Below are 23,413 nucleotides of genomic sequence, written 5' to 3' on the forward strand. Positions count from 1 at the left end.
CCCTACACGCTCGATTTTTACTGTCGATTTTTAATTTCTTCACTAATTTTAGCTACAAAATCATCAACATTAAATTTGCCTAGGTCTTCACCTGTGCGGGTACGTACTGCTACTTCCTGTTGTTCAACTTCTTTATCGCCAACAACAAGTAAGTAAGGAATACGCTTAAGTGTATGCTCTCGGATTTTAAAGCCAATCTTCTCATTTCTCAAGTCGGCAGCGGCTCTAATTCCAAGTTTATTTAATTTTTGTACAATTTCGTGCACGTAATCTGCTTGTTTATCGGTAATGTTCATAATTACCACTTGCTTTGGCGCAAGCCACGTTGGGAATAAACCAGCGTACTCTTCAGTTAAAATACCGATAAAGCGCTCAATTGAGCCTAAAATAGCACGGTGTATCATAACTGGAGTGCGTCGTTCGTTGTTTTCTGCTACATAAGTAGCACCTAAACGACCCGGTAATGCAAAGTCGAGTTGCACTGTACCACATTGCCACGCTCTGTCTAAACAATCGTACAAAGTAAATTCAATTTTAGGGCCATAAAACGCCCCTTCACCTGGTAGGTAATCAAATTCAATGTCGTTTGCTTTAAGTGCATCGGCTAATGCAACCTCTGCTTTGTCCCAAATTTCATCGTCGCCGATACGTTTTTCAGGGCGCGTAGAAAGCTTCACTACAATTTTGTCAAAACCGAATGTCTCATAGGTATCATAAACCATCTTAATACACGCTGAAACTTCGTCCATTACTTGCTCTTCGGTACAGAATACGTGAGCATCATCTTGTGTAAAGCCACGTACACGCATTAAGCCATGTAAAGCACCTGATGGTTCGTTACGGTGACAACAACCAAACTCGGCCATACGCAGTGGTAAATCACGGTACGATTTTAAACCTTGGTTAAAAATTTGCACGTGACCTGGGCAGTTCATTGGTTTTATAGCGTATTCGCGTTTTTCAGACTCTGTGGTAAACATCGCGTCTGAGTATTTTTCCCAGTGACCTGATTTTTCCCACAAAGAGCGGTCCATCATCATTGGACCTTTAACTTCTTCGTAACTGTACTCACGCAGTTTTTCACGAACAAATTCTTCAAGCTCGCGATAAATGCTCCAACCATCATTGTGCCAAAATACCATGCCTGGCGCTTCTTCTTGCCAGTGCCATAAGTCGAGCGCTTTACCAATGCGGCGGTGATCGCGTTTTTCAGCCTCTTCTAAGCGTTTAAGGTACGCTTTAAGTTGCTTTTTATCACCCCACGCTGTGCCGTATATGCGCTGTAGCATTTTGTTTTCAGAGTCGCCACGCCAGTAGGCACCTGCTACTTTCATTATTTTGAAGTTTTGGCAGAATTTCATGTTTGGTACGTGCGGACCACGACACATGTCTACATATTCTTCGTGATGGTATAATCCTGGGCGGTCATCTTTTGCGATGTTTTCGTCCAAAATTTCAATTTTGTATGTTTCGCCACGCGCTTCAAATGTATCGCGTGCTTCTTGCCAGCTTACATTTTTTTTCACTACGTCGTAGTTAGTTTTTGCAAGTTGCAGCATACGCTTTTCAATCGCATCTAAGTCTTCTTGAGACAAAGAATGTTCCATATCAATATCGTAGTAAAAGCCGTTATCGATGGTTGGGCCAATGGCCATTTTAGCGTCTGGGAAAAGCTGCTTAACTGCGTGCCCTATTAAATGCGCACATGAATGGCGAATGATTTCTAGGCCGTCGTCATCTTTTGCGGTGATGATTTCAAGGCGCGAATCTTCGTTGATCATATCGCAAGCATCAACACGTTCACCATTAACACGACCTGCTATGGTTGCCTTAGCAAGACCAGGGCCGATATCATTAGCTACATCAAGAGTACTTACAGGGTTTTCAAAACTACGCTGACTGCCGTCAGGAAGAGTAATAACTGGCATTATAAATCCTTACATACAGTGGTGACACCTACAATGTATCACGTGTATTTTTAAATAAATTAAATGAGAATGACTCGACAACGCTTTTACGAATAAGCATTGACTATTTTTCGCCATAAATGACTAATGTAGATGCTGAGTCTGCTCAACTACAAAAAAGATATTGTCGCGTGATAGAGTATCAATTACAAGTTTAAAGCACGCCCATTACCTTAAATTATTTCTAAAATAGTCATTTTTTTGATTTTCGCTCACTAATTTAAATTAACCGTGTGACAACTTGAGTTTATTGATTATTAAAATGCACACGCAAAGCCTTGCTCTCGCAATTTATTCGATGTTGGGTATAATACCAAGCAATTAAGTTATATTAGAGAATAGCAATGAGAACATGTGGTGTAGAAATTACCGGTAGTGATGTACTACTTTGTATTTTAAGTAAAGATAACGACGTATTTGATATTCGCGATGTGCGCCAAACACGCTTTACCTTAGGTAACGGTAACGACACTGAAATAATGCGTAAATTTCAATTTGATTTTGCAAAATTAATGCAAGATTACCAAATTGATTCTGTTGCCATTCGTGAACGCCAACCTAAAGGAAAATTTGCCGGCAGTGCAAAAGGCTTTAAAATGGAAACTGCGATTCAATTAATTGAAGAGTTAGACGTTCGTGTGTTCTCAACAACCGAAATTAAAGAGCAGCTTAAGCGCAATCCTATTCCTATTGCGTTTGAAGACACTGGCCTTAAAAAGTACCAAGAAAACGCTTTTGTTAATGCCTATGTATACATTATGAAAAAAACCTACCGCAGTGACGAAATGTAATATAAAAAGTTTTATAAAGCTTTAAAGTAAAAACGTGCCCATACGGCGCGTTTTTTTGTGCCTGCAAAATAATGACTACACGCACCTCTCTAAGACTTTAGTCTAGATAGACTTCTTTTTGTCGACAATATGTGTTTATTTGAACTTTAGTTTATGTACTTCACACACATCGACATGGAGAAAAACATGCACACACACCATAAAGCGGTTAAAGAAGTAGAACAAATAAACTCTTTGCCGCTCACGAAAAGCTATTTTAAAGGAGCGCAAAGCACGCCCCTTACAAATAAAACAATTGGCGAGTACTTTGATTTTATTGTCGACAAACACCCTGATTCGCTCGCTGTCGTTGTAAGCAATCAAAATGTACGCTTAACGTATAAAGCGTTTCAAAAAGAAGTGAACCAACTCGCTATGGGGTTATTAGCCATAGGCGTTAAACCTGGTGATAGAGTAGGAATATGGTCACCCAATAACATTGAGTGGTGTTTAACTCAATTTGCTACTGCAAAAATAGGTGCCATTATGGTGTGCATCAACCCAGCCTATCGGCCTAACGAGCTTCAATTTGCATTAAACAGCGTTGAGTGTTCAACACTCATTACCGCTTCGCAATTTAAAGGCAGTAACTATGTAGAGATGCTAAATAGTTTAGCGCCAGAACTTAAACAGTGTGAAAATGGGAAGCTGTCATCTCACGCTTTGCCGGCTCTTAAAAATGTGATCCGTATTGGTGATGAGGCAAGCGCAGGTATGTTTTCTTTTTTGGATATTATGAAGATGGCCACGTCAGCTCATGAGCTAGAGCTTAACGCTATTGCAGCAAATTTAAGTGCCGATCAGGACATAAATATTCAATTTACTTCTGGCACAACAGGTAACCCAAAAGGCGCAACCCTCACCCATAAAAACATACTCAACAATGCCCTTTTTGTTGCTGACGCAATGCACTTTACGGCGCACGATAAGTTGTGTATTCCTGTGCCACTGTATCATTGTTTTGGTATGGTGCTTGGTAGTTTATTGTGCGTGACTAAAGGCGCTGCAGCTATATACCCAAGCGATGCATTTGATGCAAAAACAACGCTTGATGTAGTACAGCAAGAAGGCTGCACGGCATTGCATGGTGTACCTACTATGTTTATTAGCCAGCTAGAGCTGCCTAATTTTACTAATTATAACCTGGGCACTTTACGTACCGGTGTTATGGCAGGTTCTACTTGCCCTGAGCAAGTCATGCGTAAAGTACAAACACAAATGAACATGCACCAAGTATTAATTGCATACGGGCAAACTGAGTGCAGCCCTATAAATAATATAACTGAAACTGACTCATCAATAGAGCGCCAAGTAACCACTGTTGGCCGCGCTCTTGCTCACACTGAGGTTAAGATTATTGACGAACTGGGTAACATTCAAAATATAGGTGTTCCCGGTGAGGTTTGCAGTAAAGGCGCCGGTATTATGCGCTGCTATTGGAATGACGAAGAAAAAACAAAAGCCACAATAGATAGTGACGGCTGGCTTCATTCTGGTGATTTAGGGGTAATGGACAGCGAAGGGTTTGTGAGTATTGTTGGTCGCATAAAAGACATGATCATTCGGGGTGGTGAAAACATTTATCCTCGCGAAATTGAAGAAATCCTTTATACATACCCTGGTATTCAAGATGCCGCTATATTTGGTATTAGTGATGAAAAGTACGGCGAAGAAGTATGCGCGTGGATCCAGCCAAAAGAAGATGCTGTGCTTGATGAGCAAGCAATACGTGCATTTTTAAAAGACAAACTCGCCTATTTTAAAATGCCCCGTTATATTCGTTTTGTAGAGAGTTACCCAATGACAGTAACAGGCAAACTACAAAAGTTTAAAATGCGAGAGCAAATGCAGCAATCACTTACTGATAAGGCCTTTTCTTAGCCGCAAATATTAACTACAAAAAAGCTCAGCAATTACTGAGCTTTTAGCGTTAAATAGTTTATTTACTCTGCAGGGCGATACTGCTGCTGAACACCTGTTAAAAACAAACGCAAAACTTGGTCGTTACAAACACGGTAATGTTTATTTTCTACTTTGCGAGAAAACGCACTGAGCTCATGCTTGCTTAATTCAAAGTTAACCAGTGCAAGTGTTGCAATGACATCTTCTGCTTTCATGTCTAAAGCAATGCGTAGCTTCATAAAAATAATATTATTGTTTAACTTAGCCTCTGGCACCGGCTGCGGGCCTTCGCGTTTACCACGCTTAGTATTTATAAAGCCATTTAAAAATGTCGCAAACTCAGTGTCTGACATTTTAACAAACCCTGGCTCACCCTCTTTTGTTAACCATGCAACGACTTGCTCAGTGGTAACTGTAGCCTCTGCGGCGGCGTAAATACCGACCATGGCAGTATCGGTTAAATTAAAGGTATAGCGAACACGGCGTAAAATATCGTTATTTGTCAAAGTAATTTCCTGAGTAGGGAGAGGGGCTAAATTATAGCGCCCACGTTAAATGAGCGCGAAGTTTAGCAGCTTAAGGCACACTGCCCTATTGATATTTACACTATAAAGGGTTGTTAATTACCTAGTACCTTGGCAGGGTCTACTCGAGTTGCTTGCCACGCGGGGTAAATAGTTGCAAGTACAGCTAAAACAAAGGTAACAATAACCGTTATGCCAATATCACTGAGTACTAATTTACTCGGTAAAAATTCAATAAAATAAACCCCTTCAAGCGGGTTAGCTGCAAATAACTGGCTAGCCCATGTAAACAGCTCACTAATATTAAGCGCTAATATAACCCCAACCAGTGTGCCAAGTAACACACCAACAAAAGCTTGCGTTAAGCCTTGCATTACAAAGGTGGCTAAAATGGTACTGTCTTTAGCGCCCATGGTTTTTAAAATAGCTATGTTGCCTTGTTTTTCGCGCACTTCCATTACCAAGGAGGACACAATATTAAAACTGGCTACCGCAATAATTAAAAACACCACAATGTACACAATAGTGCGCACCATTTGTATATCTTGATACAGGCTACCTTGCGTTCTAAACCAGCTAGACACATACACATAATCACTGATAGTTTGGCCTACTCGCAGTGCAATTTGATGCGCAGCAAACACATCGTCTACGCTCAGTCGTAATCCTGTCACTTGGCTGGTGTCGTAACCTAAAACTGATTGTGCTTTATTTAAATGAATAAACGCAGCGCTACTATCAATCGGCCCACCCATTTCTATAATGCCCGCAAGTGTTAACGTTACGCGTTTAGGGGCTAATAGAGACTTGCCTTGCTCGCTAATTTTAGGAATGAGTAAAGTTATATTATCGCCTATATTAGCGCCCAATTGCTTTACAATTTGCTTGCCTAAAATAACGTCATCCGTGCGTAGCTGACTAACCAATGTACCTTGGGTAAATTGATTTATGGCCGATACATTTCCCTCATAGCTAGGTTCAACGCCACGTATTTCTACCGCTTTTAGCTGGCTTTTAAATTGCGCCATACCATTTACGGCTATAAACGGCGCAGCACCTGTAACATGAGGCTCAGCTTTAAGTTTTTCTACTTTATTAGGCCAATCAGCGATGGGGCGGCTAGGCGCTACGTATTCAACTTGCGGTACTACACTTAACAAACGATGTACTAATTGCTGCTCAAAGCCATTAATAACCGAAAGCGCAACAATTAACACCGCCACCCCTAATAAAATACCAACGGTAGAGGCTTTGGCAATAAAGCTTACAAATGCGTTTTTTTCGTCTTTATGGCCAGAATACGCCCTAAAGCGCTCACTTAAAAATAAACTAAGCAACATGTTGCGACTCTTTAATGGCAAGTTTTCCATCATCTAAATACGCAATTTTACCTAGCTTGTCTGCAAGCTCTAAGTCGTGAGTAACCACTACAAAACTGGTATTTAGGCTTTTATTTAGCTCATTAATTAAATCGTAAATTTTAATCGCATTTTGCTTATCAAGATTACCAGTGGGTTCGTCGGCTAACACTAATGCAGGTTTAGTCACCAGCGCTCGGGCAATAGCAACACGCTGGCGCTCTCCACCCGATAGCGCCGAAGGTTTATGCTCACTACGATGCGCAAGACCTACTTTATCTAACATTTGCAAAGCTTGCTCTTTCGCCTCTTTTGCGTTGAGCCCTTTAATTAACAGCGGCATAGCCACGTTTTCAACCGCACTAAATTCCATTAATAAATGATGAAACTGATAAATAAAACCCAAGTTTTTATTTCTAAACGCCGCTTGCTCTGTTCGCGATAATTTAGCAACGTCTTGGTTTTTTATTTTAGCGCTCCCTGAGGTAGCCGTATCAAGGGTTCCTAAAATATGCAATAAGGTACTTTTCCCTGAGCCTGAACTGCCCACTATAGCCAGCATATCCCCTTGGTTGAGCGATAGGTCCACCCCTTTTAATACTTCTACTTGGTTTTGGCCATCTTGATAAACTTTACTTAAATTTTGACAGCTAATAACTAAATCATTCATAACGCAATACCTCTGCTGGTTTTACTTTTGCGGCTTTGCGCGCAGGATATAAAGTGGCTAAAAAGCTCATTGCAATACTGCTAAGTGCAATAAAAACGAGGCTAAACACATCAAATTTTACCGGAAGCTCTACGCCTGCTAGTAGGTTTAGCCCCACAGCAGCGAGTAGTTCATTAATATATAAGCTAAACAACACACCTAAAAGTGCCCCTATTGCGGTGCCAATAACCCCGTTATATAAGCCTTGCACCATAAACACTTTTTGTACTTGTGAAGGCGTTAACCCTAAGGTTTGTAATATAGCCACTTCACCTTGTTTTTCACTCACCATCATAGTCAGTGCCGAAACAATATTAAATACAGCCACTAATACAATCAGCCCTAACAACATAGACATAATACGTTTTTCCATGGCAACCGCGGCAAATAAGGTACCTTGGCTACTGCGCCAGTCACTTACTTGGTAGTCGCGCAAAATGTGCTGGCTGTCCTTTGTAAATTGCGCTAATTCAAAAGGTTCATGTAACGATACACTTAAGTTAGGCGCGGTATTTTTGTTAAGCTTTAATACGCGCTGTAAAGATGCACCACTGGTAAATGCAAGGCTCATATCTATCTCAGAGCCGGTTTCGTATATTGCGGCTATTTTAAATAAACGCTGGCTAGGAACACGCCCAAGTGGCGTGTAAGTTGAGGCATTAGGCATAATTACGCGCAGTTTTTCTCCCATACCTACGCCAAGTTTACGGCTTAAATAACGGCTAATAGCTATGTTGTAGCTATTATTTAAAACGTTTTGCCAATTGCCCTGCACAACTTTATCGGTAATTTTATATAACGAGCCGTTATCGCCATACAAACCTTGCAGTAATACGCCGTGTAAATCTTTATTGGTTTGTAAAATGGCTTCGCCGTGGCGGTAAAGGCTTACGTGATCTACATAATCTGAGCGCTCTAAATCGGCTTTTAACGCTGTCATTTGTGCGCTGGAGTGTTTATTGGCTTGTACTTCTACATGGGGGATAAGCCCTAACATATTTGTTTTTAAACTGTTTTCAAAGCCATTCATTACACTACTTACAGTGAATAAGGCCATTAGCCCTATGGCTATTCCGGCAATAGAAAAAAACGAGATAAACGATATAAACGCATTTCCTTTGGAGGAGCGGCTATATCTGAGCCCTATAAATAAGCTAACCGGTTGAAACATATTATTTAAAACATTTATGCTAAAAGTGTGCAGCTATAGTAGCACGAACTACGATGAATTGAATATGACCATAAATGTAAGAAATAATTTATAAATCTTATACTTGGCTATATTTTAGGCGCGCTTTATTCAAGCCCCGCTACTAAATAATCGAGTAATACTCTTACGTTAGTGGCAACAAACTGACGCGGCGGGTAAATTCCCCACACGCCCTCTTGATCCGGCTGATAAGAAGTTAATACTGGCACAAGCTCGCCCGTTCGTAGCTCATTTTCAATGTAATAATTGGGCAGCTGCACTATTCCTAAGCCTTTTTTAGCTCCATCAACTAACGCCCAGCCACTATTACAGCGCAAGCGCCCTGCAATTTTAATATGTTTATCGCGGTCATTTTCGTTTACTCGCCAATAACTGCTGTTACCAATTAAACATTGATGTTGAGTTAGCTCGCCTAACGTATGAGGCTCACCTACACGGGATAAATAATCTGGGGAGGCACACATTATAAAGCGCCGAGCACTTAAACGCCGGGCTCTGTGGCTTGAATCTTTTAAATGGCCTAACCGTATAGCTAAATCAAACCCGCCTTCGAGCAAATTTTCTTGCTCGTTCGAAAGTGTAGCAATAACTTCGACCTCAGGGTGAGCGTGCATAAAATTGTGCACAATGGGCATAATAAAAGTTTCACCATACATAACCGGGGCTGTTAATTTAATTTTACCTTTAGGCGTTGTTTGCTGCATAGCTAAGCTTTGCGTGGCATCGTCCATAGCAAGTTGTAATTGCTTAGTTTGATGTAAAAAGGCTTCACCTTCTTTGGTTAATACCACTTTGCGGGTGGTACGGGTGAGTAACTGGGTGTTTAATCGCTGCTCAAGCGCCGTTACATGGCGACTTATATGTGCAACCGATAAACCCAATAAGTTAGCAGCGGCGGTAAAACTGCCCTCTTCGCCTACCGCTATAAATTCGTCTATGCCATCCCAACGCGCCATTATTACCATACTGTAAAAGTGTTTTAATAAATCAGAGATTATCATTATCTGAGAAACAAATACAATAGCTGCATTACCCAAACAAATTGGGTCTACAATTGTTATTTAAAACCACTACAAAGGATAAACACATGTCTGAATTTATAAAATCAAAAGCAGCTATTGCGTGGGGACCTAACCAACCACTAAGCGTTGAAGAAGTTGATGTGATGATGCCTAAAAAAGGCGAAGTAATGGTAAAAATTACCGCTACTGGTGTTTGTCATACTGATGCATTTACTTTGTCGGGTGAAGATCCAGAAGGTATTTTCCCAGCAATTTTAGGTCACGAAGGCGCAGGCGTTGTGTATGCAGTGGGCGAAGGCGTAACCAGTGTTGAAGTGGGCGATCACGTAATTCCTTTATACACAGCTGAATGTGGTGTATGTAAAATGTGTACATCAGGCAAAACTAACCTGTGTTCAGCAGTGCGCGAAACACAAGGTAAAGGCCTTATGCCAGACGGCACAACACGCTTTTTTAAAGACGGCCAGCCAATTTACCACTATATGGGTTGTTCAACGTTTTCTGAGTACACAGTACTTCCAGAAATTTCATTAGCTAAAGTAAACAAAGAAGCATCGCTTGAAGAAATTTGTTTATTAGGCTGTGGTGTAACAACTGGTATGGGTGCTGTAACAAATACTGCAGACGTAAAACCTGGCGACACAGTCGCAATTTTTGGCCTGGGTGGTATTGGTTTATCAGCCATTATTGGTGCAAAAATGGCAGGTGCAGGTCGTATTATTGGTGTTGATATTAACACCAGTAAATTTGACCTTGCGACAAAACTTGGCGCAACAGATTTAATAAACCCTAAAGATTTCGATAAGCCAATTCAAGAAGTGATTGTTGATATGACCGATGGCGGTGTTGACTACTCATTTGAATGTATTGGTAACGTTGATGTAATGCGCTCTGCCCTTGAGTGTTGTCATAAAGGTTGGGGGGAGTCGGTAATCATTGGTGTAGCCGGTGCTGGCCAAGAAATTTCTACACGCCCTTTCCAACTGGTTACTGGTCGTGTATGGCGTGGTAGCGCATTTGGTGGCGTTAAAGGTCGCTCGCAACTTCCTGAAATAGTTGAGCGCTACATGGCTGGTGAATTTGCGTTAAACGACTTTATTACTCATACAATGAGCCTTGAAGAAATTAACGATTCGTTTGATTTAATGCACGAAGGTAAAAGTATTCGTACAGTAATTCACTACTAATACGCAACTAGTAAGCAATTTAAAAAGCCGTAAAACCTAAAGGTTTGCGGCTTTTAAGGATTTTTATGTTAGAAAATATCTCAAGTACAAAAGTAGCTGGTGGTTGGCACAAACAATATACCCACGCAGCAACAAGTACCCATTGCACAATGCGTTTTGCGGTATTTTTACCCCCTGGCGCAAGCGAAAAAAATAAAGTGCCGGTGCTATATTGGTTGTCGGGCTTAACTTGTACCGATGAAAACTTTATGCAAAAAGCCGGCGCATTTAAAAAAGCGGCTGAGCTGGGCATTGCTATTGTAGCGCCTGATACAAGCCCACGTGGTAATAATGTCCCGGATGACGATAATTACGACTTTGGCCAAGGCGCTGGCTTTTACGTAAATGCGACACAAGCACCGTTCAATACACATTTTAATATGTATGACTATGTGGTGGATGAGCTTCCAACACTTATTGAACAACACTTTCCAGTGACCAGTACTAAAGCAATTAGCGGTCACTCTATGGGCGGGCACGGCGCTTTAATGGTGGCACTTAAAAACCCTAAAGCGTTTGTTAGCGCATCGGCCTTTAGTCCTATCGTAAATCCAATTGATTGCCCATGGGGCGTGAAAGCGTTTACGGGTTATTTAGGCACTGATAAAGAGCTTTGGGCTCAATACGATTCGTGCGAGTTGATGAAAAAAGCCCAACAGGCTGATTTTCTCCCTATGCTTGTTACACAGGGTGATGCCGATGGGTTTTTAGAGGAGCAACTTAAGCCACAAAACTTAGCGGCTGTTGCTAAAAATAAAGGCTATCCGCTTAGTATTGAAGTGCAACCAGGCTACGATCATAGCTACTTTTTTATAAGCAGTTTTATTGACCAACACTTATCATTTCATAGTCAGTTTTTATCTGCGTAGTTTCATTAGTGTGTAGTTCGGATCTATCTACTTCTACACACTCTTTCAATACTTTATTCACTTCCCTGCAAACTTGTACCGTATTGCCCTCACCTTTGACTAAATTGATCAGCAATGAATCTATTTTCAATCCTATATCGGTAAAGCTAAACCCGTTTTTGTCTTTAGGTACAGGTTCGAGTGGATTTTTATAAGGCTCTGAACGAGCAGGACTATTACTATATTTATTATCACGTGCATTTGACTGTGCCTGGCCATCAATTATGGCACCGGCGACTGTGCAGCCACTTAGGTAAATAACACATAAAAATACAGTTAACGTTCTCATGATGTATCCTGATCAAAATATTACCTAAATTATATACAACCTTATAAATAGTATTGTAAAAATATGTAAGCGCTAGTGCTTAAATTCACTTATAAACTCTTTAATAAAACCCACCAGCTGTAAAATAAAAATAACCAAAAACGGAAGCGCACCAATAATGGCAACACTTCTATTGAGTGGCTCGTTATTTTGAACAAGTAATACTAAGGCACATAAACCTAAAGCAAAAGCCCACCCATATAAACTAGCTGAGTTATTAGTATGCATATTTTTATTTGACGAACTTAACTCCTTTATTACAAGTATTGCTGAGTCTGCCGATGTTGCTACAAAAATCAGCAAAAGCAGTAAGCTTGACCAAATTAAAATACTTCCTTGCCAGCCTAATTGTGCAAAAAATACAAATAACCCTTGAGTATAATCGGCTTTAATAGCCGCTAAAATACCTGCATTGTGCGTTTGGTCCCACGCTATAGCCGACCCCGAAAAAACACTAAACCATATTATGGTGACAAAAGTAGGCACAAACACTACGCCTATAATGTATTGCCAAACCGGTCTACCTTGGCTTATTTTAGCTAAAAACACACCTACAAATGGCCCCCAAGCTAACCACCAAAAGTAATAATTATAGGTCCAACCATTTGCCCACTCAGGGTTTTTAAGTACGCTTTCTAATTGCCAAGTACCAGTAGTAATAAGTTGAATGTAATCCCAAGTCCCCCCAATTGCTATATCAATAATTGGTTTTATCGGTACATAAAACAATAACCATATAATCAGCCCAAAAGCTAAAAAAACATTAAACTTACTCAGCGCTTGAACACCCTTTTTCAGGCCAAGCTTTGCCGAAGCCGTATACAAAATAACGATCAAACTAATTATAATAAAACCTGAAAGCAATACCGACTCAACGCCAAGCTTTAACTCCAATCCTTTACGAAGCAATAACGTTGAGTTTGCAATAGTCCCTACGACGCCAAAAAATATTGCAAATATGGCTATAAGTTTAATACTAAAGCTCAACTTTAATTGCCAACCTCTATTAATAATCCCTTTGGTTGCATTAATTACAGGCGCGGTTATATCGCCAGCTTTACCACTTTGAGTACTAAGCCCTCCTAAAACTAAACCAAACACCGCATACAGTGCCCATGCATGTGCTCCCCAGTTTACAAGTGTAAGCGCCAAGCCACTCGTTTGAGTGTTTGCATATAAACTTTGTTTTAGTACAGGATTAACTGAGTGAAGTGCAGGTTCTGCTACACCCCAAAAAATGAGCCCCGATCCCATTCCTGCCGCAAAAAGCATAGAAAGCCAGCCAAACAGACTAAATTCAATATGGGCCTGTTCTCCACCCATTTTACGTTGCCCAATTGGGCTAATCGCAATAACAATTACCGCAAATAGTAAAAGATTTACCAAAATAAAAAATGGTGCTCCTAACAAGCCTAATAAATCATTAATAATTGGCTGTAAGTTTGTCGTTAGTAATTCAGGAAATAAAAAAGCGACAATAGATAAACTAATGCAAAGAAATAAGGCTGTTTTTTCAAGCTTTGGAGTTGTTAAGTGCAAGTGGCTCTCGCGCATATGTTGTTTATGTTTAAAAGAATAAGGCGCTTTAATACACAGTTCAAATCTTCTTATGCCAATTGCTTAATTAAGTGAGCTAATTTAGGGTTTAATAGGTGAAAACCTCGGCGGAAGTAATGAAAAACGTGTTATTTAAATTCTCTCAAAAGCAACGTCTGCACATTGCTATTTATGTTCATTATTGAGTAAAAGCGTAACTGATTGTGTAAATGTTTCTAGTTCTTTTAACTTTAGGGGCACAATTAACTAATAAGTCACTGTTTTATAATTAGTTTTAAGTTGGCTTATCTATTGCTATTAATTTACAAACTTTACCAACAGGAATAACAATGGAAATTGATTTACAATGGAACGAAATCATAGATAATTTAATTCACCTCGGCATAGCCTATTTACTGGCTCTTCCTATGGCTTACGATAGAGAGCGCAGCCACGATGGTGCAGGGTTAAGAACTTTTCCATTAGTTGCCGTAGCATCGTGTGGGTATGCATTAATAGCTATGTCGGTTTTAGATGGCGCAGAAGCGCAGTCTAAAATGCTACAAGGCATAATCACTGGTATTGGTTTTATAGGCGGTGGTGCAATTTTAAAAAATAATAAGTCAACATCAGGCACTGCAACCGCAGCAAGTATCTGGAATATGGGGTTAATTGGCATTGCTGTAGCCTACAGCCGTTATGAAATAGCGATACTGCTCGCTGTTATTAATTTTATAACACTCAGGTACGTTAAAAAGTTTAAATAGCCACAAATCTGAATACTAAACTTTTTACCAACTTTAAAAAGTGCAGCTTACATGCACATAAACTAACTCCCTCAAACTCGCATGGCGTTATTATATAACATATAATACCGGTAAATTTTCAACACGCGTTTTGAGCTTAACTATGTCGACCCCATCCGTAACGCCTCGATTGCATCACATTGATTTACTTCGAGGTATTATCATCATTTTTATGGTGATAGACCATGGCATGTATTACTGCCTAAATTATTCAGTCACCGACCCGATGACTATTCCAGGGACTGATCCCCTCACCTTTTTTACGCGCTTTGTTTCACACTTTTGCGCCCCTTTATTTGTATTTTTAGCGGGGCTTTCGGCGGCTATAACCGAGCATAAATATGCCTCCACCAAAGCATTTTCACAAAACTTGATTGTTCGCGGTTTGGTACTTATTTTGTTTGAATTTACAATCGTCTCATGGTCGTGGAGCTTTAACCCGTTATTTCCAATGTTATACGCACAAGTTATATGGGCTATTGGCTGGGGATTTGTAATGCTGGGGCTGCTTCGTTTAATTGGCCTACATGCTGTATTTATAGCTGGCCTATTATTAGTATTTGGCCACAATATGTTTGATGGTGTAAGTTTTGAGCCTAATACGCTAGCAAATACGCTTTGGTCTATCGTTCATCAAAAAAATGTACTCGAACTGCCTTTCGATTTTAAAATCAGAACAACCTACCCTGTAGCCCCCATTGTAGGCTTAATGGCACTCGCTTATTGCGCTGGTGTTTATTACAAAGCAAAACAATACAGTACAAAATCAATAAACCATGCTGCTTTACTTGGTGTAAGTTGCTTAGCTTTATATGCAGTATTACGAGGTTTTAATTTATACGGCGATACTTCAACTTTTACAATTCATGACCATACGTTTGAAACCGTTATGTCGTTTTTAAACCCTACAAAGTACCCACTGTCATTACAGTTCATGTTGCTCACAGTTGGCCTTGGGCTTATTGCACTTAAGTGTTTAAGCCATCTAAAAACCGATTTTTCTCGTGACTTTTTACAAGTGCTCGGAAAAACCAGTATGTTTTCATACCTTGTACATTTGTACTTATTGCACGCATTAGCTTGGCTACTAATCCCCGTTTTAGGGCTTAATTTTAGCGATATGACTTACGGAGATACATTAGTAGGCCTTCCAGCTGGTTACGGTATGAGTTATGGCGCAACCCTATTATTTATAGCTGTGGTTATAGGGTTAACAACGCTACTTGCTAAACGCTATTTAGGTTGGAAGCGCAATAACAAACACAGCTTAATTGCTAAATACATTTAAAACAAAACCCCGCATACACTGCGGGGTTTTTATTGATAAGCGAGCTTGCTCAATAGCTATAAAAAGCTTTTACCACTTTGTTTTAGGGTCACAGTTTGGGCATGAGCACTTTTAATTAATAATCCACAGCGCATATCATTTTTAGAAATTACAATTTTATCAATAGCGCTTGTATCGTAATCCACTACTTTGTTTTCACATCTAAGCTGAACTTTAGACAATGGTTTTTCAGCCTTTAATACAGCTTCGCTTTTAGACAATAAAGGTAAAACAGCCTGCTCAGACTCAAGTGAAATTTGCTGATTAATATCACCCGAATTTTTATATATATCGTTTACTTGCGCTAATAGCTGCGCTTTGTTTTGCTCTGAAAAGGTTATAGATTCTATATCGCCTAATGCATCAATTGCATCGTAAGCACGTACGTAATCTTGCTTTGAAATAAACCACTGTAGCGCATTTTTAATAACGCGTTTTTTTATTTGATCCGGCAAGTTATCTCTAAACAAAAAGGCTTCATAAATAGACTTATCAAAGCTTTTCCAATCCTTTACAAAGTAGCTATGTTGGCTTTTAAGCCAAGCCAGTAAAACTATTTCAACAGTGTTTTTAGTATGTTCGTTTTCAAGCTCAGTAATATACGTTTTAGCTTCATCAAACTTTTTATCATCGATAAGCTGGCTGGCTTTTTCATAATCTTTAAAAAAGCCAGGAGATGCCTGATCGTTTGAAAAACTAGCATGTACATTTTGTGAGCTTACCGTAATAGTTTTAGCTGTAGAAACAGCACCGCCATTAATTTGTGCACTTTTATAATTAAGTTTAGAAACGTAATCGACGACTTCTCGTTGATATTTTTTTTGCCCTGCCGTGGCTACAATTTCGATATCACTCACCTGCCCGTTTTTATCAACCACGTAGCTACTTAAGTTAATGCCTTCTAACCTTGATGCGCGTGGTGACGTATTAGTGAGCTGGTCGTAATTTTTATTTATTACCTGTGCAGGTACAAAGTCATCCGCTGATGCAGATAGGTGAGTAAAGGTTGAAGCTAAAGAAAGTGCGAGTAAACGTTTTTTCATCGATTTATCCATCCTAGATTATGTTTCTAATATAAAAACAAATCTAGCCCATAAACGCAATACAAGAAACAACAAAAGCGATTATTTTTTAATCGCAGCAAAACTCAGCTAGGTAAAATTCAAGCATAAAAAAAGGCGCCTTAAACAGCGCCTTTGGATTCAAGTATGTGTGCTTAAAACATATCTTGATAGGAGTTGGTTGTAGTAAACGAAATGGCTTTATCAAAACCAGGTAGTTCAATGCCCTCTTCGCCAATTACAATATCGTTATCATCTATGGCGCCATCGCCAAAACGGTATACTAATTCGTACTTGCCTAGATCTGCTTGTGCTTTATAGGTATTTTGCGCAGCAACAACAGATGTATGCTTATCAGCGTAATTACTCATTGCTTTTTCACCATGGCGCTTAGCAAGCATTTGCATTGTTACTTTAGCGCTAAGTACAGTCGCAGTGGCGTTATTACCGCCAAAGCCTTTTGAGTTTATAAAAGCTATGTCCATATCGCCGCAATCATAATGACTGTTACGTATATCTAAGTGATCTGCATAAACATCGTCAGCAACTTTATCTATAGTCGTAATACCCGGCATAATATTATGGCTAAATACACCCAGCGCTATCGCAAGCTGATCGCCACTAGCAGGGGCAATTGTATGCCCTACATAAGCTTTTGGCGCTGTTACTTTCCAGCTATCAATGGCAAAGGTTTGTGCTACTTTATGATAAATAAGTGACTCAGTTACTCTATTTTGTGGCGTACTTGAACCATGCGCTAAAATAAAGCTGCGATTTTGTAGCGCGTCTTTACCTAATAAGCTTGTTGCCAATGCCGCAGATTTAGCCATGGTAATGTAATTACCTGGGCCCGGCGAGGTGATTGATTTTTTAATGCCATCGGCATTTACAAATACATCTGGTACTGAGCCCATAATGTCTGCACCAAGCTCTAGTGCTAATGCATCATCCATTAAAATAGTCACTTGCGCGCCTTCACCTAATGTAAAACCACAGTTTTCGCCAAACGGGCGGCTGCTTTTACGGTAATCGGGCTCTTGTTCACTGCTTAAGTTATCTAAACGGCGCAGGCCTTCAACATTTGCAAGGGCGCTCATATTACCAAAGCCTTCGACTACTTCAGGCGTTATAGCGCATTCAACACTTGCAACAACCGCAACACGGGTACGCCCAGCTTGAATATCGTTTACTGCAGCGCGTAAGTTATATAAAAATGTGGCACATGCGCCCGAGGTAGAAAACGTAGTACCTACATTACCTGTAACGTACGCGTTTATAAAATCAGTAGACATCGTATTTAAGCCAAGTGCTAATTGCTTAGTACTAACACGATCGCCCTGCTGGCGCGCTTTAACTAAACCACCTAATCCTTTATCGTCCATTTGGCCAATAACAGAGGCTGAATAGGTACCAATTTTATCTGGCTCTACGCTATTCATTATACGTTGCCAGTCAAGTCCTGTTGACTTAATAGCGTCGTTTGCAGCAAAAATGGTGGCTTGCAAACCGCGTGGCTGATAACGGCTGTTATACATAATTGATGGATCAAACCCAGTAGGAAACTGCCCTGCCGATTTAATTGGGTTGTCACGTGTAGAATCAAGCTTTACGTCTAAGTCTGCGGCTATCGTTACTTTTACTTTTTTGCCGTCAAGCTCTTGCACATTCCAGCTTGCAGGCACAGGGGTTGGTAAATCACGTGCGCGAGTTTCAAATACAATTGCGTTTTCGTCAGATGTCTTTAAGGTCATTTTTTGCTGCCAAGGCGTGGCATCTGCATCAAAATGTTCTTTTTCAATTTTACGAATAAGCGTCCCAGCAATAATTTGCTCACCAAAGCGTGCTTCTATGTCGCTTTGCTCAACATTATTACCGTTTGTATCTTGTAATTGGCCATCAACAACGCGTACCAAGTTCATTAAAGTGGCGAGGCCTAAAAATGTTTCACTACGATCTTGTGCGTTTAATGCATCTAACACGATACGGCGGTAACCTTGATGGAAAGAAGTTCGGCCTGCGGCGTTAATACCGCCCATGCCTACAATTACAGGTAATGCTGTCATAATTAACCTTTAAAACGTGTTATAGGAGAAGCAAACAGTTTAAATGGATTAACCACAGCACTTTGTGCTTTAATAGCCAAATATTCAGCATTAAAGGCCAAAAAGTACTGGTCGGAGCATTCACATGAATAACAAATCAGTAAACCCAGCGTTAAATATTGCCATAGCAGTATACCCGCATTTACTTATTACCAGTTTAACACTCCCTATTGAAATGCTAAGAGCCGGCGAAGCCTATGCAAAAGGCCATTTAAACCAAGCTGATTTTAGACCACTTAGTATAAATTTAATTGCTAAAAATAATGAGCCAATACAAAACCGTACTGGTCTTGCTATAGTTCCCGATTTCACTACAGCCAACGCACCGCATAACGATTTAATTATTGTACCCGGTATATGGCGAAACCCTCGCCCAGTTGTTCGTACTAATAAAGAAGTGGTTGAATGGCTGCAAGAAAGTTTTGAAACTGGCAGCCAACTAATTGGTGTGGGTACTGGTAATTGCTTAGTTGCAGAGGCAGGGTTACTTGATGGGCACCCCGCAACAACCCATTGGCATTATGCAAAACAATTTAGCCACGACTACCCTTTGGTCAGCCTAAAGCCCGACTTTTTTATCACCCAATCTGAGCGCATGTATACGGTGGCAAGCTTAAATGCCCTTGCCGATGTGATCGTACATATTATTAGCCAATATTACGGCAAAGCAGCTGCGCAGCACGTAGAACGTAACTTTTCGCACGAAGTACGTAAACCCTACGAAGATCAGCGCTACCTTGAAGGCGCGGTTGACCGCCACCCAGATGAACTAATAGCGCAAATTCAGTTTTGGCTTAAAACCAATTTAGCCAGCGAGTTAAACCTGCAAGAAGTAGCGGCACAATTTAGTTTAAGCTACCGTACCTTTACACGGCGCTTTAAACTTGCCACTAACCAAAGTCCGATAGAATATTGGCAACAATTACGGGTTGAAGGTGCTAAAGAGTTATTAGCGTCGTCTAATTTAACTATTCAAGAAGTGGCGCTTGAGGTTGGCTATAACGACCAAGGCCATCTAACTCGCGTATTTAAAAAAGTGCTAAGCCAAACGCCAAGCGAGTATAGAAAAGTAGTGAGAAGAAAGTTATTTGGTTAATGCAAGTAATAACGCCACTAAATTAGTGGCGTTAAATCAGTGGCGTTCTGGGTCATTAAAGTCTTTTCGGTAGTAACGTTTTTGATAATTTTTTACTTTAGTATGGACGCCTTTACTTAAGCTTTTAAATTTTGCCTCTAGTACATCTACCCCATATAAAATACCAACCACCAGCACCGAAAGCTTAATGGCAGCAGCTAGATTGTCGGTGGCTATCATTACGCCAATAGAGGCAAGCACCCAAATGGTTGCAGCTGAGGTAACCCCTACTACGGCTCCGTCTTTTGCAAGCATTACGCCAGCGCCTAAAAAGCCTATACCTGTAATTATTTGCCCCACTACACGAGAATGATCAATTACATCGCCTTGTAAGTTAAACGCGGTCGATAAAAACAAATACGTGCCTAAAGTTATTAAAGCAGATGTGCGAATACCCACAGGTTTACCGCGTAACTGGCGCTCTAAACCAATTATGGCACCACAAAAAGCGGCGGTGCCAATGGCTGCCCAAGAATAAGGGGCTACATCAATTAAATCTAAAAAAGTCACTCTTTACATTAAACCTATTAATTATTAGCAATGGCCACTGCGGTTCTTAGCCGTTGGCCACCAAATGCTGACATTTTACTAAAATCACTGCGTGCTATAGGTACGTACTGGCAATCTATTGCGAGTTGTTTGTCGCTTCCTGGCTCGCAAAACGGGTCATGAACATACACGCAGTGCTCATCAAGGTGGGTAACGCACACCCAATGAGGTGATTTTTTACCATCAAAACTGTATGTGCTAATTAATAAGAGCACACTAAAGCCTTCGCTTAACCACTGTTCAATATGCTCAAGCTCAACATCTTTATGCACAAGCGGTATATTTGCCTGTGCAATACCATCTACAAATTGTTGATGCACGGTGGCAAGTACCACTTTTTTGTTTTCATTGCGTACGCCATCTAAAAACAAAGGCTCTGTGGTATTAACCATTACCTCGCTTTTAAAACCACGCTTATTAGCGGCAAGTGCCAAACCAAACGGATGGCAACCACCATGGCCTGAGGTCATAAAAATGGTGGTACCTTCACGCCAAAGTGCCAGCTCATGTGATTGGCTAAGCTCGGTTGTTGGCTTAAGTGCCCCCATTGCCATTAATAACGCCGCTGGCCCACAGGTAAACTCGGTAGTTTGCTGATACCACGGCGTTAATCGCGCTACTTTTAGCTCACTCGTTTGGCGAATATTTTTTTGCATTCGCAACGCATCACTGTGATCGTCATAATAATCGCTATATTGGCCAAACACTCTGTAACCCAAACTTTTATAAAGCCCAATAGCACTGTCGTTATTTACGGCCACTTCTAAACGAAGGTAAATTCGCCCGCGCTCACACGTTTGTTTTTCAAGCGCAGCTAAAAGCATTTTGGCAATGCCTTTACCTTGCATTGTGGGTTTTACAGCAAGCGAATATAAACGTGCCAAACGCGTGCCTTTATGGCACCACACCAGCCCATAGCCGCATACTTGTTCGCTATTTTCTGCGATTAGCAAAATACCGTGCTTAGCACTTAACCAGCGCTTTAAGCTACGCGGGCTCAATTTATCGTTATTAAAGCACGCGTTTTCAACATCAATTAGTGCGTTTAAATCACTGCTAATTGCCTTTCTAATAACAAGGTTGCTCATGTTATTAACCACGGCCTCGCGCTTCTAAACGTTGTTTAAATTCATCCATAATGATCATGTATAGTTCGTCGCCTAAATAGCCGTCTTCAACTTTGTGATCAATACTTGGATTGTCATTTACTTCAAGCACATAAGCACGGCCCTGATGCTCTTTAACATCTACGCCATATAACCCTTTACCCACTGTTTTGCATGCTTTTAAAGCGGCATCTAGTACAGCTTTTGGTAACTCAAAGGTAGGTAACGTTTCAAAACCACCCGAGAAAAACCGTTTAGCGTCGTGGTTATAAATTTGCCAATGGTTGCGTGCCATTAAATAGCGACACGCATATATAGCACGGCCATTTAACACACCCACTCGCCAATCGTACTCGGTATACATGTATTCTTGTGCAAGTACCAATGCGCTATAATCAAACAGCTCGGTTAGTTTTGCTTCAAGCTCACTGCGGTTTGCAACTTTAAACACCCCTTTTGAGAACGACCCTTCAGGCATTTTTAACACCAGCGGATAGGTAAACGTCTCTTCTAATTGCTCAAGCGTTTGCGCTGATTGATCAGCCACTACCACGGTTTTTAAACTGGGTACTTTTTGGTAATTAAACGCATCGTGTAAATACACTTTATTACAACAACGTAAAATAGATTCAGCATCGTCAATTACCACTAAACCTAGGCTTTGCGCTTTACTTGCAAGGCGATACGTTGGATGGTCAATCGCTGTAGTTTGACGAATAAATAACGCATCAAACTGGGCAATATTGTCTATTTCATCAAAACTGAGTGCTTGTGCATTAATACCGTGTTTAGCCGCTGCTTTTATAAAGCGGGCAATGGCGTCTTTATCGCTCGGTGGTACTTTTTCGTTATGATCAACCAGTATTGCCATGTCCCATCTAAAACGGCGCTGCACAGTACCAATACGCCATTGTGTTTGGGTAAATGTATTTAGTTTTGCTACAAAATTGCTATATTGTTCATCGTTTAAAGTATTTAGCGAACCTTGCTGTAACAAACCTTGCTCATCTACATATAAAATAGGCGCTGGGTATTGTTTAAATACCGATTTAGCCGCTTTGCTTTGTAATTCGTTTAAGGCATTACCAAAGTAAATTTCGCCATCAATTTGCCCCACATTTGACATAGGAGCTTGGCCACTTCTAAGCGCGTTTATTGTTTTTACACTTGGCAAAACTTGGTGCTTACGCGCCTCTGCAAGCAGTGAGCAATAGTAACCCTTACTCAAGTATTGGCTTGAGTCGCATAAATTAATAATGCGGGTTTTAGGTTCATTATGTTTTGGGTAATCACGTAAGTAACTATTAAACGTAATGACATTTTCGAACGATTGAGCAAGTGTTTGCTCGTTGTTATCAACCACTATTAAGGTTTTAAACACGACTTTTCCTAGTTAAGTCAGAAATATAAAAAGCATGCCTAATAAAATACTCAGCACTATAAATAGAAACACCCAGCGTACTAAGTGGGCATTGCGCGTATCACTTAATACGATGGGTGCTTTAACAAATACCTACTGTAAGTGTTAGCGCTTAAATTGCTTAAGCGACATTTGCTTTATATGCCCTTTTTTAAAACCACACAAACGAGATATTTTTAGCGTGAAGATAAAAAATATTGATTAACTATATTTTCCTATTAATGCAGATTAAAATACGCAAAATTACTATTTTATGAGCGTTATAAATGTCACACCCAGCCTGCCCCCAGTGCCAATCTGAATATGTTTACGAAGACCAGCAACTGCTTATTTGCCCTGAATGCGCCTATGAATGGAACCCAAATAGTACAAACGATGAAGACGCAA

At 40.4% G+C, this 23,413-nt stretch carries 20 protein-coding genes and 1 pseudogene; 8 read left to right on the top strand and 13 right to left on the bottom strand.

Annotation, left to right across the window (positions count from 1 at the left end; translation table 11 throughout):
* Window positions 1–17: 17 nt before the first annotated feature.
* Window positions 18–1,928: a threonine--tRNA ligase gene (gene thrS, locus WDB87_RS04700; RefSeq protein ID WP_337849216.1), complete on the bottom strand. Its 1,911-nt coding sequence runs from the start codon at window positions 1,926–1,928 to the stop codon at window positions 18–20.
* A 383-nt stretch (window positions 1,929–2,311) separates the two neighbouring features.
* On the opposite strand from thrS, the gene WDB87_RS04705 reads away from it, so the two are divergent.
* Window positions 2,312–2,758, top strand: coding sequence for a DUF3010 family protein (locus tag WDB87_RS04705; protein WP_273603268.1), 447 nt, complete (start codon window positions 2,312–2,314; stop codon window positions 2,756–2,758).
* 186 nt (window positions 2,759–2,944) lie between these two features.
* Entirely contained in the window at window positions 2,945–4,678 is a 1,734-nt protein-coding gene (locus WDB87_RS04710; RefSeq protein ID WP_337849217.1) for an AMP-binding protein, read from the top strand.
* A 62-nt stretch (window positions 4,679–4,740) separates the two neighbouring features.
* Here WDB87_RS04710 and WDB87_RS04715 read toward each other — a convergent pair whose 3' ends face one another.
* The 5 genes from WDB87_RS04715 to WDB87_RS04735 all read right to left on the bottom strand — a co-directional run bounded on the left by WDB87_RS04715 (window position 4,741) and on the right by WDB87_RS04735 (window position 9,456).
* On the bottom strand, window positions 4,741–5,205 hold the full coding sequence (locus tag WDB87_RS04715; protein WP_286247349.1) for a DUF1456 family protein: 465 nt from the start codon (window positions 5,203–5,205) through the stop codon (window positions 4,741–4,743).
* Window positions 5,206–5,318: 113 nt separating this feature from the next.
* A complete protein-coding gene (locus WDB87_RS04720) occupies window positions 5,319–6,563 on the bottom strand; it encodes a lipoprotein-releasing ABC transporter permease subunit (RefSeq protein ID WP_337849218.1) in 1,245 nt (414 codons plus the stop codon).
* Window positions 6,553–7,251 carry a lipoprotein-releasing ABC transporter ATP-binding protein LolD gene (gene lolD, locus WDB87_RS04725; RefSeq protein WP_286247344.1) on the bottom strand — a complete coding sequence of 233 codons (699 nt, stop codon included), beginning with the start codon at window positions 7,249–7,251 and terminating at the stop codon, window positions 6,553–6,555. The genes WDB87_RS04720 and lolD overlap by 11 nt, the downstream gene beginning before the upstream one ends.
* Complete coding sequence (locus WDB87_RS04730) at window positions 7,244–8,461, bottom strand: lipoprotein-releasing ABC transporter permease subunit (protein WP_337849219.1); 1,218 nt, start codon at window positions 8,459–8,461, stop codon at window positions 7,244–7,246. Before WDB87_RS04730 ends, lolD begins: the two co-directional genes overlap by 8 nt.
* Window positions 8,462–8,586: 125 nt before the next feature.
* Window positions 8,587–9,456, bottom strand: coding sequence for a LysR family transcriptional regulator (locus tag WDB87_RS04735; RefSeq protein ID WP_337849245.1), 870 nt, complete (start codon window positions 9,454–9,456; stop codon window positions 8,587–8,589).
* A 131-nt stretch (window positions 9,457–9,587) separates the two neighbouring features.
* Between WDB87_RS04735 and WDB87_RS04740 the strand changes: the two genes are divergently transcribed.
* Both WDB87_RS04740 and fghA read left to right on the top strand, forming a co-directional pair.
* On the top strand, window positions 9,588–10,709 hold the full coding sequence (locus WDB87_RS04740; RefSeq protein WP_337849220.1) for an S-(hydroxymethyl)glutathione dehydrogenase/class III alcohol dehydrogenase: 1,122 nt from the start codon (window positions 9,588–9,590) through the stop codon (window positions 10,707–10,709).
* A gap of 65 nt (window positions 10,710–10,774) precedes the next feature.
* A complete protein-coding gene (fghA, locus tag WDB87_RS04745; protein ID WP_337849221.1) occupies window positions 10,775–11,617 on the top strand; it encodes an S-formylglutathione hydrolase in 843 nt (280 codons plus the stop codon).
* Here fghA and WDB87_RS04750 read toward each other — a convergent pair.
* Window positions 11,571–11,945: a hypothetical protein gene (locus WDB87_RS04750; protein WP_337849222.1), complete on the bottom strand. Its 375-nt coding sequence runs from the start codon at window positions 11,943–11,945 to the stop codon at window positions 11,571–11,573. The two genes, fghA and WDB87_RS04750, sit on opposite strands and share 47 nt — an antisense overlap.
* A gap of 72 nt (window positions 11,946–12,017) precedes the next feature.
* Entirely contained in the window at window positions 12,018–13,523 is a 1,506-nt protein-coding gene (locus WDB87_RS04755; protein ID WP_337849223.1) for a BCCT family transporter, read from the bottom strand.
* A gap of 347 nt (window positions 13,524–13,870) precedes the next feature.
* Here WDB87_RS04755 and WDB87_RS04760 point away from each other — a divergent pair, with 347 nt between their 5' ends.
* Together WDB87_RS04760 and WDB87_RS04765 are read left to right on the top strand one after the other, a co-directional pair.
* Window positions 13,871–14,287, top strand: coding sequence for an MgtC/SapB family protein (locus WDB87_RS04760; protein ID WP_058549073.1), 417 nt, complete (start codon window positions 13,871–13,873; stop codon window positions 14,285–14,287).
* Between the two features lie 142 nt (window positions 14,288–14,429).
* Window positions 14,430–15,614 (top strand): DUF1624 domain-containing protein, encoded by a 1,185-nt coding sequence (locus WDB87_RS04765; protein WP_337849224.1) that lies wholly within the window; start codon window positions 14,430–14,432, stop codon window positions 15,612–15,614.
* A gap of 56 nt (window positions 15,615–15,670) precedes the next feature.
* Here WDB87_RS04765 and WDB87_RS04770 read toward each other — a convergent pair whose 3' ends face one another.
* Both WDB87_RS04770 and WDB87_RS04775 read right to left on the bottom strand, forming a co-directional pair.
* Window positions 15,671–16,696 carry an energy transducer TonB gene (locus tag WDB87_RS04770; RefSeq protein ID WP_286247326.1) on the bottom strand — a complete coding sequence of 342 codons (1,026 nt, stop codon included), beginning with the start codon at window positions 16,694–16,696 and terminating at the stop codon, window positions 15,671–15,673.
* Between the two features lie 173 nt (window positions 16,697–16,869).
* Window positions 16,870–18,777 carry a beta-ketoacyl synthase gene (locus tag WDB87_RS04775; RefSeq protein ID WP_337849225.1) on the bottom strand — a complete coding sequence of 636 codons (1,908 nt, stop codon included), beginning with the start codon at window positions 18,775–18,777 and terminating at the stop codon, window positions 16,870–16,872.
* Window positions 18,778–18,901: 124 nt separating this feature from the next.
* Between WDB87_RS04775 and WDB87_RS04780 the strand changes: the two genes are divergently transcribed.
* Window positions 18,902–19,912, top strand: coding sequence for a GlxA family transcriptional regulator (locus WDB87_RS04780; RefSeq protein ID WP_286247322.1), 1,011 nt, complete (start codon window positions 18,902–18,904; stop codon window positions 19,910–19,912).
* Window positions 19,913–19,948: 36 nt separating this feature from the next.
* Here the strand turns inward: WDB87_RS04780 and WDB87_RS04785 are convergent, their stop codons facing one another.
* The 3 genes from WDB87_RS04785 to WDB87_RS04795 are packed head-to-tail and all read right to left on the bottom strand — an operon-like array spanning window position 19,949 to window position 22,987.
* Complete coding sequence (locus WDB87_RS04785) at window positions 19,949–20,461, bottom strand: MgtC/SapB family protein (RefSeq protein WP_286247318.1); 513 nt, start codon at window positions 20,459–20,461, stop codon at window positions 19,949–19,951.
* A gap of 17 nt (window positions 20,462–20,478) precedes the next feature.
* Window positions 20,479–21,588, bottom strand: coding sequence for a GNAT family N-acetyltransferase/peptidase C39 family protein (locus WDB87_RS04790; protein WP_286247317.1), 1,110 nt, complete (start codon window positions 21,586–21,588; stop codon window positions 20,479–20,481).
* Window positions 21,589–21,592: 4 nt separating this feature from the next.
* Entirely contained in the window at window positions 21,593–22,987 is a 1,395-nt protein-coding gene (locus tag WDB87_RS04795; protein ID WP_286247316.1) for a RimK family protein, read from the bottom strand.
* Window positions 22,988–23,292: 305 nt separating this feature from the next.
* Here WDB87_RS04795 and WDB87_RS04800 point away from each other — a divergent pair.
* Window positions 23,293–23,413: pseudogene (locus WDB87_RS04800) on the top strand (alkylphosphonate utilization protein); the annotation flags it as partial.

Source organism: Pseudoalteromonas sp. C12FD-1 (assembly GCF_037414265.1).
In the GTDB taxonomy this organism is placed as follows: domain Bacteria; phylum Pseudomonadota; class Gammaproteobacteria; order Enterobacterales; family Alteromonadaceae; genus Pseudoalteromonas.